Origin of the sequence: Bacillus oleivorans, assembly GCF_900207585.1 — a bacterium.
Classification (GTDB): Bacteria; Bacillota; Bacilli; order Bacillales; family JC228; genus Bacillus_BF; species Bacillus_BF oleivorans.
Window position 1 is genome coordinate 32,535 of sequence record NZ_OAOP01000009.1, and the last position, 17,722, is coordinate 50,256.

Below are 17,722 nucleotides of genomic sequence, written 5' to 3' on the forward strand. Positions count from 1 at the left end.
TATGTCACAAAAAATAGAGAACAGTATTGGCAAATCCTTGCTAATACTGTTTTTTTGTTTAAATAAACTTTAGCCCTATATACATATTATTTCACCTGACCTCATCGTTCCGGAGATTCGCTCTCCCGCTGTATTCAGTTTCACTGCCCAAATTGTGCCGATTCATTTTCTAGATTATTGTCACACTCTGCATCCTATGTCCGTCATACTTGTAAATAACCGAAAGGGATGAGTCTAAATGGATAAATATGATGTGGCAATTGTGGGCGGAGGAATCGCCGGTTTAACCGCCGCCCTTTATGCAGTGAAAGCAGGAAAAAAAACGATTGTTATAGAAAAACTCGACCGCATGGGCGGCAGGGCGATGACCAACAAGAAAAAGGGAGCCTACTTCAATTTAGGCGGGCACGCCTTATATTTTGGCGATGCCTATGAAACGTTCCGGGAATTGGGGCTGAGTTTAAAAGGAAAGAAACCTTCAATCGCCGGTTATGGGATTTGGAAAGGAAAATTAAATACGATGCCTTTGGGAGTGAAATCGTTATTCAGCACGCCTCTTTTATCATGGAAGGGAAAAATGGAGCTTGCAGCTTGGTTCACGAAGCTTGGTAATCTTGATACTCACCAATACGATCAACTAAGTCTCCGAGAATGGGTAGAAGGAAACTTGCATGATCCCATGGTACGAAATTTATTTTACGCTTTACTGCGTACAGCAAGCTATGTGGTTGCGCCAGACTTGCAAGCTGCCGGACCTGTGTTGAATCAGCTGAAAAATTCCCTTAAAGGGGTGATGTATCTCGACAGAGGCTGGGGTACATTAGTTGATGAGTTGTGGGAAAAAGCCTCTGATCATGGAGTACATTTTTTAACGAGGAACAAGGTTGTTTCTATCGAGCATCAAAATGGAAACGTACAATATGTAAAGTGTAAAGATGGTACTAAGATCGAGGCGAGAAATATCGTTCTTGCTACACCGCCAGCCATTGCCTATGAACTCGTGCCTCATGCGGAAGCAACCTTGCTTCATACGTGGAAAGCACAAGCGATTGAAATCACTGCTGCTTGTTTGGATGTAGCCCTGCGTCGTCTCCTTAAGCCGAAACAGCAATTCGTGTACGGGATTGATCAAACGGTCTTCTTAACCAATCAGTCACGTGCAGCCTGTTTAAGTGACGATGGCAATCAAGTCATTTCCGTGATCAAGTATCAAGGAAAAGAAACCGATGCAGATAAAGATTTGCTGGAGCTTCAAAAAACCTTGGATTTGGTTCAGCCCGGCTGGCGAAATGAGTTAGTTACTCAGCAATACCTGCCTAAAATCACGGTTTGTCATGATTTTATGCATACTAAGCGTCAAGTGAACCCTGGACCTGATGTACCGGAAATTAAAGGGCTTTACGTAGCAGGGGATTGGGTGACGCATGGTGAACTTCTAGTCGATGCGGCAACCGCAAGCGCCAAACGTGCCATTGAACATATTCTCTCTCAGGAGAGAAAGGAAAGGAATTCTAAAAATGAACACAGAGACATTGTATAAAACTTATAAAACTCCGCTCTTTGCTTTAGCTTATCGAATGCTTGGGAGTGTAATGGATGCGGAAGACATTGTGCAAGAAACCTTTTTAAAATATGAACAAATTCCTGAAACTGAAGTGATTCAAAATGAGAGAGCTTATCTATACAAAATCGTGACGAATCGTTGTCTTGATCTTTTGCGTTCATCGGCAAAAAAACGGGAATTGTACGTCGGACCTTGGCTTCCGGAACCATTGATTGAAACAATGCCTCTGGACAGCGATCCATCAGATGCATGTTTGCAAAAAGAGTCCTTAACTACGGCATATCTGTTACTATTACAGCAGTTAAATGCTGTGGAAAGAGCGGTCTTTCTTCTCCGTGAGATATTTCACTATCCCTATGATGAAATCGCAGAAATGCTGGGGAAAAGCAGCGCGAATTGTCGGCAAATTTTTCACCGTGCTCAAAAAAGTATTCATTTTGATCCGACTCAGAACCCATCAATAACGATTGCCGAGGAGAAGGTTAAAGATTTTGTAAACTCCCTATTACAGGGAAACACAAACAAACTGCTCGAGTTGGTCAGTGAAGATGTGGTTTATTTTACGGATGGCGGTGGAAAAGTACGAGCGGCGAGGGTCCCTGTTGTCGGGCTTGAGCAAGTTATCAAATTTCATCAATATATATTCAATAAATTTGCAAGTCAATTTACGTACTTCTACGTACTGGTGAACGGAATGCCGGGGATAAGGATTCGTGTAAACCGTGAAGTTTTGCAAGATGATGAAGCCTCGGAATATGTGTATTCCTTTGCTTTTCATAATAATAAAATTGAAACAATTTATGCCGTAGCCAATCCAGATAAGCTGCGGCATCTGGATAATCTGAATTTTGAGGGGGAAAGGTGATGCCGGGTATGTTTATTTTCTACGTTGTTGTAACATTCTTAGCTATCCTAACCAACTTGTTCTCTGCTACGCTCGATTTCATTCGCTATGAGAAGGTCCTTACTAAAATGGCCAGCGCGAAAGTTCCATTATCGTGGGTAAATTTACTAGGGGTTCTTAAAGCAGCTGGCGCAATCGGGCTAATCGTTGGATTTTTCATTCCATTGATCGGCGATGCCGCTGCAACCGGACTAGTTTTGTTTTACATCGGAGCAATTATAACCCATTTGCGGGTGCGTGATTATTCGATTGGTCTAGCAACAGCGTTCCTACTGTTTCCAGCAAGCTCACTAATATTGGGAATAGCAGTGAACTAAGTGAAAGGAGCAGAACTATGAAAATCGTTATTTTTGGAACAAATGGTCCAACAGGTCGGATTTTAACAAAACAAGCTCTTGCTGAAGGCCATAATATAAAATTTGTTTGAATTCTGGAATTTAAAGGATATAATGTGATTGAAACAAGAACATTAGTTCCGGTCAGAAGGGAGAGCTTGGACTCTGTCTAGAACAACAATTTTGAATAAGAAGGAGGGTTCAACTTGAATCAAAGTAAAGCAAAATCTACTTTAAAAAATTACAGCCCCGTAGTTGAACTAAGACAGTATACACTTCATCCAGGACAAAGGGATGTCTTGATCGAGTTATTCGATAAAGAATTTGTTGAGAGCCAAGAAGAGGTTGGCATGAAAATTATAGGTCAGTTTAGAGACCTTGACGATTCAAACCGATTTGTCTGGCTTAGGGGATTTCCCGATATGCAAAGAAGAGGTGAAGCACTGTCAGCTTTTTATTTTGGCCCTGTTTGGAAGAAACATCGAGAATTGGCAAACTCAACAATGGTTGACTCATCCAATGCACTACTCTTACGTCCTGTACATTCCAATTCAAGTTTCTCACTCGAAAATGAGCGTCCTCCATATGATGCAAACGATGTTCCTAAAGAGTTAGTTGTAATCACAACTTATTATTTCGATGTACCAGTCGGAGATGAATTCATCAAATTTTTCGAAGACTCACTTAAACCTGAATTGACGGCATCAGGTTCTAGAATCTTAGCTTATTTCGTGACCGAAAAGAGTGAAAATAACTTTCCTCAACTTCCTGTCCGAGAGGGAGAGAATTTGTTTATTTATTTCTCTAGTTTTATGAATGAAAAAGCATATGAAGAACACGTAAACATTCTTGAAAAATCCGAACGATGGCAGGGAGCAATAAAAGAAGTATTGGAGAGCTCTTTAAATGGAAAGCCTGAGATAAAGAAGCTTTCTCCTACATCACGCTCACAATTGCGTGGTTGAAGGTTGCTTATATCAACAAATGTACTTTGGGGAAATAAGAGGCGAGGAGTTTAGCAGATTTTCGCTTATTTAGTTTATAATGAAAAAAAATGAGCCAGCTTAATAGCCGGCTCTTTAAATTTCAAAAAGATTCTAAGGCAAACTCAGGAGGACCCTTTAAAAACCTTCATCATCTCTTGTTGTCGGATCACTAATACGATTGGAGGATGGTGGGATATCGTCGTAGATTTGCGGATCAATCGTATGGATGGAACCATCAGCTAAGCCTTTAAACACTTCATAAAGAGGTGCTTTTACAGTTTCTTTAAGCATTCCGCTCTGCTTTTGTCCTAGTGTTTGGCTTTGGCCTTTAATTTCAATTAACATGATGGCTGCATCGTTTAACGCAAATGCTCCAAGCGCTGTCCCCGGAAGATTTACGTCTGGATATTTTTGAATCGCGCCAAAATGAGAAAAGCCTCTTTGTAATGTTAAGTATGATAAGGCATTCACCTGTTTTCCGAGCTTTAATGCTTCCTCATCCACTTCATACTGTTTTCCAGTAAACGGATCCGTATAAGAATCAGTCGCTACAACGGCCGCTAACTGCACGGGAACGGATCGATCGTCTTCGTCAGAAACTGTGTTAAATCCGCGGTGATGGACGTCCACATAAACATCCGGCTGAAATTCTTTAAATACGCTTGTCACTGTTCTTGCTTCTGCTGTTACATAAAATCCGCCGAAGTTGCTGTTATTGGTTGATGGATTATTTAAGAAATTGGCTACCTCAGCTTTATTTAAATCTTCAATTTTGAAATCTAGGTTAGGATTATAATCACGATTTTGATCATATCCAGGAATGCCATAGACTATGCGGCCATTGTTGTTTTGAGCACGTTCACTTCCGTCTTCATTATAATACCAAGGGGCTTCTGTCCCTTCAGGCAATTCGATTTTTAATGGATCCCACGTTTGGTGTGTGTATCGGGTCGGATACCAACTATCTTCATATTGATTGTCCGCGCCCTCTGGGTTAATCCGCGGCATAATCCATATCGACACTTTATCAAGGATGTCATTTACCTCTTTCCCGCCTGATGAAAGCTTTTGAATGATATCAATGGCTGCTTCAGTCCCAATTTGTTCGTTTCCATGGATTTGAGTCGTAATCAGAATTCTTTTTTTATTAGGATCCGCATCACCAAATTTCACTACATATAGGGGTTCGCCTTTGGCAGCTTCAGTTGAATACCCATTCAAAGTTTGATTAGAATACCCGGCTATTTCAAGCTTCATTTTCCCGTTTGAAGATTCCTCTAACTTTTTTAAGGTGTCGTATAATTCTTGATTGCTCATATAGCTTGAAAGTGAGATGTTTTGCTCATTCTCTACATAAGGACCGTTCGGTTTAGACTGAGGTTCAGCGAAAGCAGTTGATCCCATGATTGTTGAAAGAGTAAAAGCTGCTGGAATGATAACTTTTAGAGTTTTTTTCATTTTCGACCATCCTTTCGTTTATCAGAATTTTAGGGAGGCTAAATAAATGGCTAAAAAAATAAACAAATCTATTTTTTATAACATCCTCCTTTCAAACCTTTGATAGGGAAAAACCCCTTTATATGGAAATTCTCACATAAATAATAGAAATTTGATATAGAGCGATATTACTGATTATTCAGAAAAAATCTAGTATATTTTCCCCATTTATAGGGGTAGGCCTGATAGAAAAGAAGGGATTCCTAGTATTCTTCCAGATGATGTAACATCAGTTCCTCGTTTTATCAATAAATTTCAACAAGTTTTATGCTAAATTGGATAGTTTAAAAATCTGTGAGGTAAAATCTCCATATTGTAGCTTGCCCGCTAGGACAACATTATCCAAATAGATCCCCGCATTCATTAACTCATCGCCGTAAAAAAAACTGGGAATGCCTTCAATTTTGTATTTATAATCCGGGCGCAGTCCTTTTAACACCAATCGTTCGTAGCGTGCATTTGGTTTTCCTAATACCTGATAGCGGCAAGCCACAGCTTCCTTTTGATCCTCAGAAACGACAATCCAGCTCGTCACATTTCCATCTTTCTCAAAAGGGCTTTGGAGTCGGTAAAAGGTCCCTTTTTGAAAAAGCGAGCGGTTTTGTTTATAAAAAGTGATTTGTTTTTTGATTTTGTCTTTTTCTTCTACCGATAATTTTGTTACATCCAATTCATAACCGAAGATGCCAAAATAAGCAACATTTGCTCTTGTTTCAATGCTTGTAATTCTGCCAACTTGATGGTTCGGAACCGCCGTAACATGCGCTCCCATCGAACTTAAGGGATAAACCAGCGATGTTCCGTATTGAATTTTTAATCGTTCCATCGCATCTGTATCATCACTCGTCCACGTTTGCGGGGCATAGTGGAGCATACCAGGGTCAAACCGTGCTCCGCCGCCCGCGCATGATTCAAATAAGATGTCGGGAAATTCGGCGGTTAGCCTTTCATACAATTTGTACACCCCCAGAATATAACGATGGGCAACTTCAAATTGCCGATTAGCAGGCAGTCTGGCAGATCCAATTTCCGTCATATACCGATTCATATCCCATTTAATATAGGAAATAGGGGCTTTATCCAGGATTTTGACCATAGCATGATAGATATAGTCGACAACTTCCTGGCGGGAAAAATCAAGGACATACTGATTTCTGCCTTGTGAGGGTTTTCGGTTCGGTACGTGAATAATCCAGTCGGGATGCTTTTTATACAAATCGCTTATCTTTGAAACCATTTCCGGTTCAAACCACAACCCAAAATATAGTCCTAAATCTCTTATTTTTTTGGCTAGTTCAGTGATTCCATTTGGAAGCTTGCTTTTGTTAACAACCCAATCGCCAAGAGAAGTTTTAGCATTAGTACGCTGACCAAACCATCCATCATCTAATACGAATAATTCGATGCCAAGCTCTTTGGCAGCCCTGGCGATTTCTAGGATCTTTTCTTCATTAAATTTGAAATAAGTGGCTTCCCAATTATTGATTAAGACAGGCCGCTCTTTATCCCGCCAGATTCCTTTTGCCAGCCTTGTCCTGTAAAGGGAATGGTAGACTTGACTCATACCGTTCATCCCTTGGCTGGAGTACACGAGAACTACTTCAGGGGTTTGAAAACTCTGTTTACTTTCAAGCAGCCAATGAAAGTCAAACGGATTGATTCCGATGCTGACCCGGGCAACATCATACGGGTCTACTTCCACCTGTACGAGAAAATTTCCGCTATATACCAGGCTAAATCCAAATACATCTCCTTGGTGTTCATTTGTACCTGGCCGCTTCAATGCAATAAACGGATTATGCCCTGCTCCGCTTGCCGTTCCTCTCGTACTGGAAATGCTCTGGATCCCAGGCGAAAGCTTTCTTGTTCTTACATATCTCTCTCTGCCCCATGACCCAGATAAGTGCACCATTTCAAATTCAGCATCAAAGAAGTCAACGCTTGCACTCATAGCCCTTGTTAAAATTAAATTTTCTTTCCCATGATTGATAAATTTTGCATTTCTGGCTATCGCATTGAATTGTTCAAACACTGTGTATTGGAGAATGATTTCAGCATCAATTAATGGATCAAAAAGGTAAATTTCTAAAGTAGTGGCTTCCTTTTCCTGTTCCACATACGTGGCAGGCAATCCATCAAGCTTTAGCTTTCCTTGATAGATACGATGGCCTTTATATTCGAATTGAGTAATACGGCTTCCGTTCTCCAGCAAAATCTGATAAGCAGGCTCGCGAAAATCAGTGGTTCCATAAGAGGGAAACTCCTGTTTAATCGTGTCTAAACAAAAGGTTAAATCGTCATCAAAAACAGTAGCCGTATACGTTTTTTTCTGAATCGTATATAGGTGTAAGAACGAGTCCCGATGTGTAATCTTGCGACCGTAATAGATGTGCCCTAATTGATTATTTTCAAGCACGGTAAAAATATAGCTGACATTTTTCGCCTGTAAATGAAATTCTCTCGTCTTTTGATTGAAAAAAATAGGCATACATGACAGCTCCTTGCGGCTATAAAAATATATAAATATTTTATTCATCAATAGTAGTGTTATTACAGGGGAACAGTTTATGGAGTTGGTTGCGCACCTCCTCAATATAATTTCTTCAGCTGTAGGGCTGCGATAATAATGATTGTAAACATAATGTAAAGGATGAGAAGAATAGGAAATGTTCGATTGATTTAGAAAAAATGAGATGTGAATTACTTTGCTACTAAAAATTTTAAATCATTTTTGCTGATTTTTGACTGGAAAAAGGGGCTTTACAACCAAAATTTCGAGGAGTAATATTACTCTCATGAAATCAATATTCTTTATCGCTTAATCCGAAAAATGGAGCGGGGGACCCAATTGCGTAGATTTAATCTACTCGGGGTGAATCCTTAATTAGAAGGAAGGGTTACTTCCATAACCCAAATCCGACAGCTAACCTCGTAAGCGTATTGGGAGAGGATGATACTTGTGATCAAAAAGTAAATGACCACAGGCTTAGTTCCTTGTGGTCTTTTTCTAATTGTAAAAAAATGAAATAGTACCTTACAGCGCTGAATTCTGTTCTAAAGCGATGAATCCGATATTCATGCAAGTTCTACTGGGAATCTCAGTCGCTATTTTTATGCCTATTATTAAAAGGAGAAATATATGGGTTTTCTATCTAAACAAATAAATCCTACAAGACTTTTAATAACCATATTTGTGACATTTATTTTATTTGGAACGGCCCTGTTACAATTGCCTTTTGCAACTACTGAATCGGTTTCATGGCTGGATGCATTATTTACGGCAACGTCCGCCATGACTGTAACAGGTTTAGCTGTTGTGGATACAGGCACTGCCTATACCTTGTTTGGCCAAATTGTCATAATGTGTCTGATTCAGATCGGCGGATTAGGAATCATGTCCTTTGCGGTATTGATTTTTATTATGTTAGGCAAGAAAATTAAATTTAAAGAAAGAATCATATTACAACAAGCACTGAATCAGACTTCTATCGGAGGAGTTATTCGTCTTGTTTTAAATTTGTTTATCTTTTCAGCCATCGTTGAAGGATTTGCCGTAATTCTTTTAGCCATTAATTGGGTTCCTGAATATGGATGGGGAAAAGGGATTTATTATAGTGTCTTTCATTCGATATCAGCCTTTAATAACGCGGGATTTTCGATTTGGTCTGATAGTTTAATGCGGTATGTAGCTGATCCAGCTGTTAATATAGTAATCTCTTGTCTATTTATTATTGGTGGTTTAGGTTTTACCGTGTTAGCGGATTTATATTACAAAAAGAGCTGGAAGGCCGTATCCCTGCATTCAAAATTAATGATTGTTGGTACTGTTTGTATCAATACGATTGCTATTATCGTCATTTTTGCTTTGGAATATAATAATCCTGATACGATTGGTAACCTTTCTGCTGGCGGAAAGATATTCGGAGCTTTCTTTCAAGCAGTATCACCCCGAACCGCTGGATTTAATACGATTGACATCGGAAGTATGGAAGACCCTTCAATTATTTTTACAATTCTTTTAATGTTTATTGGGGGAGGCAGTGCGTCTACAGCGGGAGGAATCAAACTTACCACATTTATCGTGATTATTCTTGCTGTTGTTACATTTATAAAGGGACGAGATGAAATAAAAGTATTTAGAAGATCTATTGATCGGACATCTATTTTCAAATCCTTAGCGATTTCCATGATTAGTATCTTAGTCATATTCACCGCGCTCTTTATTTTAAGCATATCAGAAAAAGATGCGCCATTTATTCAAATCCTTTTCGAGGTAGTATCTGCATTTGGTACGGTGGGGCTTTCTATGGGGATAACAGGTGCACTTTCTTCAGTCGGAAAATTGGTAATCATTTTAGTCATGATTATAGGAAAACTCGGACCGCTTACTTTAGTGTTTTCATTAGCGAAAAAGAGTCATGTGAACTTTAAATATCCAAAAGAAGATATTTTAACTGGGTAACCATTTCGACAGCATCATATGTGCAAACCCAACAAAGGCACGATCGATTAAATGGATCGTGCCTTTGTTTTGTTTATGATTCTATTAAAGAATGTTTATATAGAAATAGATTGTAAATATTTTTCAATAAATTATTAAAACTTAGGTGGTATACTGAATGAATTAGAAACATTATAAACCGATTCATGATTTTTAAAATAGAGTAAAAGGAGTAAAGGTATGACATACAAAATTCTATTTTTAGACATAGATGGAACCATATTGCAGCCTGACCATACTTATTCTGAATCAACAAGGGATGCTATTTCACAAATAAAAAAACAAGGGATTGACGTTTTTATTGCAACCGGCCGGCCCCTGCACGAAATTAATGAGCTGGCCCATGAATTAAATATTGATTCCTTTATTGGCTATAATGGGGCTTATGCGGTGTATAAAAATAAAAAAATCCTTGAGGAACCAATGGAGGCAAAACATATAAAAAGATTTTTAGAAATAGCAAAAGCATATGATCACGAAATGGTCATGTATACATCTCAAAAAAATTATTATACAGCTTTAGATCATCCATTAGTTCAGAATTTCAACAAGTTATTTGACCTCACCCAAAATGCTTTATTTACTAATACTGTTATCAATCAAATTTTAGGAATGACAGTGATGAATGTAACTGCTTCTTCGCAGGTGCCACTTTATGAATTGGATGAGAACATTCGTCTTTCACAGGTACATGCAGAAGGGGCGGAGCATGCGTATGATATTATTCGGACAAATGTGAACAAGGGTGTTGCCGTTAAGAAGGTACTTGACTTCTTAAACATCCCGAAAGAACAATCGATTGCATTTGGTGATGGAATGAATGATAAGGAAATGATGGAATGTGTGGGAGAAGGCTTTGCGATGGGGAACGCTCATCCTGATTTATTTCAATACGCTAAGCATATAACAACATCAGTAACAGATTCAGGTATTTTTAACGGATTAAAAACGTTGGGCTTGGTTAAGTAGCTGATTAGAATGGTCAAGAGTATGATTAGTTTTATCCAAATTTTAGAACTATACATTTAATAATTTGAGAGGGTAAAACCTCTCATTTTTTATTGCCTTGTCTCCGTCTGCAGGATGATTAAAGTTCCACCTGCCGTATGTTAAGTCTTTCCCATGGAAGGAATATGATGAGGGTAACAAACGACAGGAGGACGATCCAATGGAGAGTTCTATACCCCTATTTAAAAATAAAACGTATGTGAAATTGTTTCTTGCTTCTTCTATTTCTATATATGGTGATTGGTTCGACATCCTTGCGATTTCAGTTCTGGTTGCCTATGGATGGAATACGGATCCTGCTTTAATTGGCCTGATCCCGGTTTGTTTTGCATTGCCTGGTATAGTATTCGGATCCTTCGCAGGTGTCCTTGCGGATCGGTGCCGGAAAGTGAATCTCATGATGGCGTCTGATTTCATCAGTGCCATCTTAACGGGTTTATTAGCCTTAGCTGATCACATTTATTGGGTGCTTCCTCTATTATTTTTACGTTCAACGATAGGGCTGATTAGTTCCCCGGCAGCACAGGCCTTGACCCGGCATGTGGTAAGCGAAGATCAATTGTTAAAAGCGACTTCCTATAACCAAATTGTAAATAACTCTGGAAAAATTGTTGGTCCGCTGCTCGGCGCTTTTATCGTTTCCGTTTTTTCGCCTCAAATTTGTATTATGATTAATGCCGTCAGCAGTCTCGTTTCTGGCCTGATTTTGTTTACGATGCGTCATATAAAAGAAAATGAAAAATCTACGCAAGAAAAGGATGATCAAGAAAAGGCCAGTTTTACGGGAGCTTGGAAGGAAGGATGGACATTTGTATCGAAAAACCGATTCATTCTTAATACGATTTTCTTTGCATTTTTTGGAATGATGGGTATTCAGCTGGTTGACTTTCAATTCCCTGTCCTTTTGCGTTCTGTAAATATGGAAGATCCAGTGGTGTTTGGAATGTTAATGAGTACCACTGGAGTAGGATCCATCATTACCATCGCTTGGATGAATCGTTTCAAAAAATTTCAATATGGCTGGGCGATTGGCGGGGGTCTTAGCTTGATTGGAATTGGGTTTGCGGGTGCGGGGTTTATCACTGAAGGCATGTCGTTATGGTTGCCGGCCCTGTTTGGATTATTGGTTGGTTTGGGCAATGGACTTTGGATGGTCTCTTTTAACTTTGCCCTCCAAAAGCAATCTCCAAAGGAAATGGTGGGCCGTGTGTTTGGAATTACAAACTCATTGTTAAGTATTGTTGTGATCATCGCGCCGATTACGGGCGGGATTTTAGTACAAACATTAGGCGCATCGACCATTATTAAAACAAGTGGTTTTATCGTTTGTGGAATCGGATTAATCGGAGTGATTCTTGGGAAATGGCTTTGGAAACAAGAAGCGGCATCCCAAAGGATTCAAATCCCTGTTTATAAGGAGACGGGCTTATAAATATCTCATGATTAATGAGAGAAAGTGCTAAAAGTCATCAATGCGGAAATTTCAGGTATGAAAGAGGAGTAATAAACAAAAATAATAGAGGTATTCTAGAAATGTGGAGTGGACCGAATGCTCTATTATGCACTAAAACCAATCGCAAAGTTATGGATACGCTTGAAATTTCAGATTGAAATCATTGGATGGGAACATATGCCTAATAATCATGCATTTATTATAGCTGCTAATCATGTGAGTAACTATGACCCCATTCTCCTTTCGTGTCTTTTAAAAAGAAAAATATATTTTATGGCCAAAGCCGAACTTTTTCGAAATCGCTTTTTACACTGGTTTTTTACGGCCGTCTACGCCATCCCTGTAGACCGGACTAGCGGTATCGTTATAAGACCAGTCCGAAAGGCTTTAAGAGTTATTAATAATGGAGAGATGTTCGGAATTTTTCCAGAGGGGAAAAGATGTAAAAACGGAGAAATCGTTCAACCTAAAAAAGGGGTTGCATTTTTAGCCTCTAAAACAGATACGCCTATCCTGCCTATTTCAATTATCGGGGTAAAAAAAGGGTTTAGAATTCCAGTTAAAATTGTGATTGGATCGCAAATATCAGTTACCTCCTTTGAATACTCAGATTACTCTTCCCTCTCTGGAGCTATTATGGATCGAATTAGAGAGCTAGGAAATAGTATTCAATAAAATAGGTACTTTTTCGTGAGGATTCCATATGCATATTACTTCTTTATTACTCGGGCTAGTTATTGTATTAAATATTTTTTTCGCGATTCTTATTATTTTTCGTGAAAGACGAGATCCTTGTACCATATGGGCCTGGTTATTGGTTCTATTTTTTATTCCTTTACTTGGTTTTGTCTTGTATCTTCTTTTGGGGCAAAACCTTAGCCGCTATCAGCTCTTTCAATGGGAGGACCTTAAAAAGACCGAAATTGAAAAAATGAAAAGAAATCAACTGGCCCAGCTAAGTTCCCGCCAATTTGAATTTTGCAATCAAGCTACCCGAAAAAGCAGAGAATTAATATTTATGAATTTATTGAACAATGATGCTGTTTTAACTCAAGATAATTCGGTTGAATTGTTTACGGATGGTCATGAGAAGTTTGGCAGGCTATTTCAGGATATAGAAGCTGCAAAAGACCATATTCATTTAGAGTACTATATGATTAAAAACGATCAGCTCGGCAAAAAACTTATAGAAGTTCTAACCAAAAAGGTAAAAGAAGGGGTTAAAGTAAGGGTTTTATATGATGATGTGGGTTCAAGAGGATTAACGAAACGATTTTTTAAAGAGTTTCGTGAAGCTGGCGGTGAAGCGGAGGTCTTTTTTCCTTCCAAATTGCACTTCTTCAATCTGCGGTTGAATTATCGGAATCATCGCAAGTTAGTTATTATAGATGGAAAAATCGGGTTTCTAGGAGGCTTTAACGTTGGCAATGAATATCTAGGGGAGGATCCGAAATTTGGATATTGGCGAGACACACATTTAAGGATGCAGGGTACAGCTGTACATGCGATTCAGACTCGTTTTATTCTCGATTGGAACCATACATCCCAAAACCACAAGATTACTTATGATCCCAATCACTTTCCTGAAGGTATTTCTCAAGGGAATGTAGGAATACAAGTTGTTACAAGCGGACCTGATTCAGAATTAGAACACATCAAAAATGGTTATATTAAAATGATCTTATCTGCAAAAAAATCCGTCCTCATCCAAACCCCTTATTTTGTTCCAGACAGGAGTTTATTAGATGCCCTTCGGATTGCATGTTCAACTGGCGTCGAGGTTAATATTATGATTCCTAATAGACCGGATCACATTTTTGTATATTGGGCAACCCTGTCTTATATTGGTGAATTACTTAAGGCTGGGGCAAAGGTTTATATCTATAAAAATGGTTTTATTCATGCCAAAACCATGATTATAGATGAAGAAATATCATCTGTAGGAACAGCGAATATTGATATAAGAAGCTTCAAATTAGATTTTGAGGTGAATGCCTTTCTATATGATAAGGGAATTGCACAAAAACTGACTAAAACATTTCAAGAGGATGTAAAAGTATCTAAGGAACTCACCCTTGAAGAATATCAGCAAAGTCCAATAGGGGTACGTTTGAAAGAATCGATATCTAGGTTGTTATCTCCTATCTTATAAAGGTACTGCAGAATACAATAATTTGCTAAACCTTTCCATATAGTCTGATGTATGACCTTTTTATCTCGGAACATAATAAAACGGAAATTGTTGAAAAGTTTCTAAAAAAGTGCAGGTGCTTCTATTTGCAGTTAACACCAAGAATTTATCACTCAATTATTCGGCCAAAGTGGATGACAAATCTATATATTCACAATCATGTTAAGCAGCACTTTGATTTTTCAGGTAAAAATGTATTGGATTTTGGAGCAGGTACCGGGGCTAACTGTACCTTATGTTCACCTGAACATTACCTTGGGATTGACCCGGACTCACACAGAATTGACTTTGCAAAACGTATGTACAATGACTATCGTTTTATGGCATTTACGGGGAACGAACTTCCGGTGAGGGACAATAGCTTTGATTTTATTTTAGTTGTTGCTGTATTGCATCATATTCATCCAGAAATGATCCCTTGTTATATTAAGGAGTTCAAAAGAATTTTAAAGCCGCAAGGCAAGATTGTCGTGATTGAGCCTTGTTATTTTGAAAGATCCCCGATCAGTAATTGGTTCATGAAACATAATGATAAAGGTGATTACATTCAAAATGAGGAAGATTATCTTCATTACTTTACTAACCAAGATTTTCAGTACAATGTGATAAAAAAATATAAAAAATGCTTTTTATATAATGAATTGTATTTTTCTGCATTTCTCTAGTTTCCTTTATGAATTGGGCTATTAAGATGAGTTATCTCCATGTCAGAATCGCCATTCATTACTCTAATAATACGCTTTGGCTGCTCTATTACACCGGGAGGAAATATAATGAAAGCACTTTACTTGATTCTGTTCATCAGCACTTTGCTTATTCTCTATAAGGCGTACAAAAATACTCAAAAAGCTGTTTTAAATAAAGTTAAGTTGCCAACTTTAGATTCTCATCAGCAACAGGATTCCTTATTACATATTTTACAAATTTCGGATATGCATATTGAAAAAATTTCTATTTTGCCTGAACAGCTTTACAATAAGTTGGCGGATGAAAAAATTGACTTAATTGCTCTTACAGGCGACTTCCTGGATAAAAAACGCACGATTCCTAAACTTATTCCTTATTTAAAAGTATTACAGCGCTTAAATGTACCATGTGGAATATATGTTGTTTTTGGAAATCACGATTACGTGTTAAATCAGAAGGATTTTGAAATGCTGAGGGATGTATTGGAGAAGTATGGCTGCAAGATACTCCAGAATCAACATGAGTCTATCTTTTTCGAAGGAAAACGGGTCAATATTATCGGGGTTGATGACTTTTATACAAAAAGAAGTGACCTTCGAAAATCATTTTCCGGTCTAAAAGAAGGATATAATTTAGTATTAACCCATGATCCTAACATTGTTTTGAACATGAAAGACTACCATTATGATTATCTTCTTTCTGGCCACTTCCATGGCGGACAGATTCACTGGCCAAAGCCATATCATCTGGCGAAACTTGGTCGGACAATGATGCGAATGAATATGATCAAAGGCCTGCTGTATTATGATGAAAAACCGTTTTATATAAGTGAAGGATTAGGACAAACATCTATTAACATACGGATTGGAAGTCGTCCTGAAATCACAGTTCACCAACTGTCTCTAAACAAAATACAAAAGGAAAAGGCTTTGTCGGACAGTTTACAATATCAGCAGCAAAGCTATGAAATCCAGCAAAGTATCTATCAGGGGAATTTTGGCAAAGCTTAATCACCAAAAGTTCCACCTTCCTTAACGGCCGGTTAAATTCTTTTATGGCGATATTACGTATTGCACATACTCTTTTTGTTTATTGAAATTTTTCTTGATAAATAATCCCCAATAGCCCATTAATTAATTTATTAATTTAATAAGTAACCTCTCAGCTTCTCAACCTAAGGACTTTCGAACCCTCTACTAATTTCCTATTTTTGTTAATCTTATCTTTATATTCCTGTAAATGTAACTTTATATTTTACCGCTATAGTAAAGGTGAAAAAAGAAAAAGGGAGAGGATTAGTTAATGAAACGTCTATTTTCCACCTTTATCATGGCAATCAGTTTTACGGTATTGTTTTCAGTGTCTGCCTTTGCTGCAGAAGGGGAAGGTGAACTAACTTCTATGGGGAAACAAAAAGAGGTAGTGAATGTTGCACATCGTGGTGCGTCGGGACATGCTCCGGAGAATACGATGGCTGCATTTCAAAAGGGCTTTGAGATGAAAGCCGATTACATTGAAATTGATGTGCAAATGTCAAAGGATGGGGAGTTAGTCATTCTCCATGATACAACCTTAGATCGTACGACTGATGGAACAGGCTGGGTTGGAAATTATACGCTCGAAGAACTGAAACAATTAGATGCGGGCAGCTGGTTTAGCGAAGAATTTGCGGGCGAACCAATTCCTACTTTTGAAGAGGTAATCGATGAATTCCGCGGTAAGGTTGGTATATTAATAGAACTTAAATCCCCTGAACTATACCCGGGTATCGAAGGAAAAGTGGCAGAAGCTTTGAAAGAACGCAATATGGACATTCCAGATAACAATAAAATTATCATCCAATCGTTTAATCATGAATCTATGAAACTATCAAAAGAATTGTTACCCGAAATTCCTCATGGTGTACTTCTTGGGGCCAACTGGGCTAATGTAACAGATGAACAGCTCGCGGAGTTTGCCGTATATGCCGATTATTTTAATCCAACAATGACTATTTTATCACCTGAACTTGTAGATCGTGTTCATGCAGCGGGAATGGATATCTGGGCTTATACAGTCCGTACACAAGAACAAGCAGACCGCTTATTTGAGCTTGGCGTGGATGGGATTATCACTGACTTTCCTGAATATGTTTATCCGCATCCGGTGAAAAATAATTAAATATAGTGCAAACTAAATCAAAAACCTGGTTAATTTTTAACCGGGTTTTTTGATTTTGAATTTTACTCATTTGGAATGCAATTTAATTCTTTAGTACGATGTTTTTTTCTTAAACTTAAGGACAAAAGAATTAGGTATAATATTACTTAATTGGTTTATGATGGTAAAAAAGTATCCTTTTTCTAATTATGTATTGCGCCTTTACGTAATTTGATATAAAATTCTGAAAACAACCAAGATTTTACATAATCTTACATTAAATGAAAGGAGGTTAGGCAAAATGAACCAAGATCTTTTGAAATTCTTAGAAGATTTAAGCGAAGAATCTGAAGTTGTTACTGCTGAAGAAATCGAAGCGGCTCAATTAGTTGTAAAATGGTAATTTACCAATAACCCTATTTAATAGGGCTAAGAAAAAAGGGACATTTTCTTGTGT

At 38.1% G+C, this 17,722-nt stretch carries 14 protein-coding genes and 1 riboswitch; of the genes, 12 read left to right on the plus strand and 2 right to left on the minus strand.

What is annotated here, in order from left to right:
• Positions 1-238: 238 nt before the first annotated feature.
• The 4 genes from CRO56_RS17320 to CRO56_RS17335 all read left to right on the plus strand — a co-directional run bounded on the left by CRO56_RS17320 (position 239) and on the right by CRO56_RS17335 (position 3,768).
• Positions 239-1,540: a phytoene desaturase family protein gene (locus CRO56_RS17320; RefSeq protein WP_097159886.1), complete on the plus strand. Its 1,302-nt coding sequence runs from the start codon at positions 239-241 to the stop codon at positions 1,538-1,540.
• Positions 1,518-2,429 (plus strand): RNA polymerase sigma-70 factor, encoded by a 912-nt coding sequence (locus tag CRO56_RS17325; RefSeq protein WP_097159887.1) that lies wholly within the window; start codon positions 1,518-1,520, stop codon positions 2,427-2,429. Before CRO56_RS17320 ends, CRO56_RS17325 begins: the two co-directional genes overlap by 23 nt.
• A gap of 8 nt (positions 2,430-2,437) precedes the next feature.
• Positions 2,438-2,785, plus strand: coding sequence for a DoxX family protein (locus CRO56_RS17330; protein WP_245855975.1), 348 nt, complete (start codon positions 2,438-2,440; stop codon positions 2,783-2,785).
• A 224-nt stretch (positions 2,786-3,009) separates the two neighbouring features.
• A complete protein-coding gene (locus CRO56_RS17335) occupies positions 3,010-3,768 on the plus strand; it encodes an NIPSNAP family protein (protein ID WP_097159889.1) in 759 nt (252 codons plus the stop codon).
• Positions 3,769-3,924: 156 nt separating this feature from the next.
• Here the strand turns inward: CRO56_RS17335 and CRO56_RS17340 are convergent, their stop codons facing one another.
• Both CRO56_RS17340 and CRO56_RS17345 read right to left on the minus strand, forming a co-directional pair.
• Positions 3,925-5,247: a M14 family zinc carboxypeptidase gene (locus CRO56_RS17340; protein WP_097159890.1), complete on the minus strand. Its 1,323-nt coding sequence runs from the start codon at positions 5,245-5,247 to the stop codon at positions 3,925-3,927.
• A 304-nt stretch (positions 5,248-5,551) separates the two neighbouring features.
• Positions 5,552-7,774, minus strand: a complete 2,223-nt coding sequence (locus CRO56_RS17345) for an alpha-galactosidase (protein ID WP_097159891.1) — start codon at positions 7,772-7,774, stop codon at positions 5,552-5,554.
• 317 nt (positions 7,775-8,091) lie between these two features.
• A riboswitch (cyclic di-AMP (ydaO/yuaA leader) is annotated at positions 8,092-8,240 on the plus strand.
• A 185-nt stretch (positions 8,241-8,425) separates the two neighbouring features.
• Here CRO56_RS17345 and CRO56_RS17350 point away from each other — a divergent pair.
• From CRO56_RS17350 to CRO56_RS17385, 8 genes are all read left to right on the plus strand, one after another.
• Positions 8,426-9,748, plus strand: coding sequence for a TrkH family potassium uptake protein (locus tag CRO56_RS17350; protein WP_097159892.1), 1,323 nt, complete (start codon positions 8,426-8,428; stop codon positions 9,746-9,748).
• Between the two features lie 219 nt (positions 9,749-9,967).
• Entirely contained in the window at positions 9,968-10,756 is a 789-nt protein-coding gene (locus tag CRO56_RS17355) for an HAD family hydrolase (protein WP_097159893.1), read from the plus strand.
• Positions 10,757-10,955: 199 nt separating this feature from the next.
• Positions 10,956-12,227: an MFS transporter gene (locus CRO56_RS17360; protein ID WP_097159894.1), complete on the plus strand. Its 1,272-nt coding sequence runs from the start codon at positions 10,956-10,958 to the stop codon at positions 12,225-12,227.
• Positions 12,228-12,344: 117 nt separating this feature from the next.
• Complete coding sequence (locus CRO56_RS17365) at positions 12,345-12,923, plus strand: lysophospholipid acyltransferase family protein (RefSeq protein WP_097159895.1); 579 nt, start codon at positions 12,345-12,347, stop codon at positions 12,921-12,923.
• 28 nt (positions 12,924-12,951) lie between these two features.
• Positions 12,952-14,400 carry a cardiolipin synthase gene (gene cls / locus CRO56_RS17370; protein WP_097159896.1) on the plus strand — a complete coding sequence of 483 codons (1,449 nt, stop codon included), beginning with the start codon at positions 12,952-12,954 and terminating at the stop codon, positions 14,398-14,400.
• A 125-nt stretch (positions 14,401-14,525) separates the two neighbouring features.
• Positions 14,526-15,104, plus strand: a complete 579-nt coding sequence (locus CRO56_RS17375) for a class I SAM-dependent methyltransferase (protein ID WP_179714331.1) — start codon at positions 14,526-14,528, stop codon at positions 15,102-15,104.
• Positions 15,105-15,212: 108 nt separating this feature from the next.
• Entirely contained in the window at positions 15,213-16,136 is a 924-nt protein-coding gene (locus tag CRO56_RS17380) for a metallophosphoesterase (protein ID WP_097159898.1), read from the plus strand.
• Positions 16,137-16,428: 292 nt separating this feature from the next.
• Positions 16,429-17,286 carry a glycerophosphodiester phosphodiesterase gene (locus tag CRO56_RS17385; protein ID WP_097159899.1) on the plus strand — a complete coding sequence of 286 codons (858 nt, stop codon included), beginning with the start codon at positions 16,429-16,431 and terminating at the stop codon, positions 17,284-17,286.
• Positions 17,287-17,722 lie beyond the last annotated feature (436 nt).